Below are 2,785 nucleotides of genomic sequence, written 5' to 3' on the forward strand. Positions count from 1 at the left end.
CAACGGCATAGATAACCCCATTGCTTCCGATTTTTTGGCATTGGATATCAAACAAGCCCTTCACTACCTTGGCGAGATTACTGGCGTGGTTACTACAGATGACCTGCTGGACAATATCTTTTCAAAGTTTTGTATCGGAAAATAGGAAAGTAAAACCTTGCAAAAAATATCGATTTAAGCATTTGCTACGATTTGCATTTTTTTCCGCGCAACTATTATCCCAGAATGATTACGCTCAGATAATTGCTTAAAATAGTTGTTTTATTTATTGCCTATCACTTTTTTTATAAACCCTTGGTGTTACCACTCATAAAGATTTTCTGATAATTCAAAGGCGTTTTTCCGGTAGTTTTTTTGAAATATTTATGAAAACTGGCAAAGTTATGAAAGCCGCTTGTAAAACAAATTTCCTTTACCGTTAATTTATTGTCTATTAATAATTTGCAAGCCTGCCCAACCCTCAATTCGTTAATAAAAGTGGAGTAAGTTTTACGGCTGCGCGATTTAAAAAACCTGCAAAAAGAGTTGGGGCTTATATTCGCTATTGCAGCTATTTCATCCAAGGTTATTTTACGGCTGAAGTTTTTTATCGAATAGTTATAAATCGCGTCAATCCTGTCCTTTTCAGATTCCTGAAAGCTGTTTTGGAAACCTAAAGAAGCAAAAAATTCACCATCGGTATTGCCTATCTCGTATAATAACTCTAAAAGCTTTATCATTTTTTTAAAGCTATCAAGGCTTAATACCTGCGCTATCGTGTCACCAATTTGCCTGCTTTTTGTTAAAGTGAGCCGAATGCCGCGTTTAGCTTTGATGAGCGTGTTTTTTATACCATTGTTCTCCGGTAATTCCAAAAAATGGTCGCCCCAAAAATTTTCTTTAAAGTGAATCACAAACACATCAACAACCTGCTTGCCGCCTTTGTTAAAATAGGCTTCGTCAAATTGCCAAAAATGAGGCAAGTTAGACCCGATCAATACTAGTTCTCCTGCCTCAAAACGCCCTATATGGTCGCCAATATACAACGTTCCGCTACCCTGTTTAACGTATACTAATTCTACTTCAGGGTGGTAATGCCATCGGTTATTAATATCGGGTTCAGTATCTCTCCTCGTACTAAAAGAGTTTTCCGGTGTTTTCGAAACTTGTAATAGTTGAGGCTTCATTACTAAATAAAGGTAATAAAATTATAAATAAATAAGCTTTACTACCATCAAATATCAAAAACAACAAATACATATACAATTTGGTTTAATAATTGGGTAAATGCGTAAAGTTTTCCAGGCTTAATTATCGCTTAATTTGCTTGTAACAGTTGTAACCCAAATTCATGATGTCAGATACTAAACAGCGAGCATATATTCAGATTCATCCTGATGACAACGTTTTGGTGGCGCTCAAAAATTTAGCGAAACACCATGTTATTCATTTTAATGACTTAGAAATAGTGCTGGAAGAAAATATACCGGCAAAACATAAATTCACAATCAAGCCCTTAAAAAGCGGCGATGAGATTTTTATGTACGGTGTACTGGTTGGCAAGGCCGTCGGCGCTATCAAAACCGGCGCTCGTATAACTACCGAAAACGTGCAGCACGCCGCCGATAATTACCGATTGGGTGAGCGAAAAACAGATTGGACAAAGCCCGCGGTTGATGAATATATTTCAAAAAGCTTTATGGGGTACCATCGCAAAGACGGATCGGTTGGCACCGCGAATTATTGGTTGGTAGTGCCCCTTGTTTTCTGCGAAAATCGTAATATCGAAATGTTGAATGATGCTTTGGTCGACAAGCTTGGGTTTGAAAAGCCTAGGAGTTACCGAAACGAGGTTGATACCTTGATAGATATGTATAATGCAGGTAAATCAGTCGAGCAAATTCTTAACGCCGATTTGCAAGTAACACCAAAAGCAAAAAAAAATAAACTATTTCCCAATATCGATGGAATTAGATTTCTTACCCACGACATGGGTTGCGGAGGCACCCGTGCAGACGCTGAAGCGCTTTGCGGCCTATTGGCTGGCTATATAACACACCCAAATGTTGCAGGGGCAACAGTTTTAAGTCTGGGCTGTCAACATGCTCAGGTGCAAATATTAAACCATGAGATCAATAAACGGGATGCTTCATTTAGCAAACCGCTAGTTATTGTTGAACAACAAACATGGGGTACCGAAAGTAAATTGTTACATGAGGCCTTAAAACGAACTTTCACCGGCCTAATCGAGGCCAATAAGATAAACCGTGCGCCGGCTCCCCTGTCAAAGTTATGTATAGGCTTGGAGTGTGGCGGATCTGACGGGTTTTCCGGGATATCAGCCAATCCGGCGCTTGGGCATTTGTCTGATATGGTAGTGGCGCTTGGAGGTAGTGTTATTCTTGCCGAATTTCCCGAACTATGCGGTGTTGAACAACAAATGAGTGATCGTTGTACAGATGAAGAAATTGCCAATCGTTTCATCAACCTGATGCGAAACTACAATGCAAAGGCCGAGGCCGATGGTTCAGGTTTTTATGCCAATCCTTCGCCGGGCAATATAAAGGATGGCTTGATAACTGATGCCATTAAATCGGCCGGGGCTGCTAAAAAAGCAGGTAGCTCGCCTGTGGTTGATGTGCTTGATTATCCTGAGAAAATTACCAAATCGGGATTAAATTTATTATGTACACCCGGCAGCGATGTTGAAAGTACAACTGCCGAAGTTGGCTCCGGGGCTAACCTCGTTTTATTCACTACCGGTTTAGGTACACCTACAGGTAACCCAATTACACCCGTTATCAAG

2 protein-coding genes and 1 pseudogene are annotated in these 2,785 nt (G+C 40.1%); 2 read left to right on the forward strand and 1 reads right to left on the reverse strand.

What is annotated here, in order from left to right; genetic code table 11:
• A pseudogene (locus QZX97_RS19000) lies at positions 1 to 145 on the forward strand (tRNA uridine-5-carboxymethylaminomethyl(34) synthesis GTPase MnmE); the annotation flags it as partial.
• Between the two features lie 139 nt (positions 146 to 284).
• Here QZX97_RS19000 and QZX97_RS19005 read toward each other — a convergent pair.
• On the reverse strand, positions 285 to 1,166 hold the full coding sequence (locus QZX97_RS19005; protein ID WP_295664930.1) for an AraC family transcriptional regulator: 882 nt from the start codon (positions 1,164 to 1,166) through the stop codon (positions 285 to 287).
• 164 nt (positions 1,167 to 1,330) lie between these two features.
• Between QZX97_RS19005 and QZX97_RS19010 the strand changes: the two genes are divergently transcribed.
• Positions 1,331 to 2,785 (forward strand): altronate dehydratase family protein (locus QZX97_RS19010; protein ID WP_363152917.1); only part of this gene is annotated, 1,455 nt, incomplete at its 3' end.

This window comes from uncultured Mucilaginibacter sp. (assembly GCF_903893715.1).
Taxonomy (GTDB): Bacteria; Bacteroidota; Bacteroidia; order Sphingobacteriales; family Sphingobacteriaceae; genus Mucilaginibacter.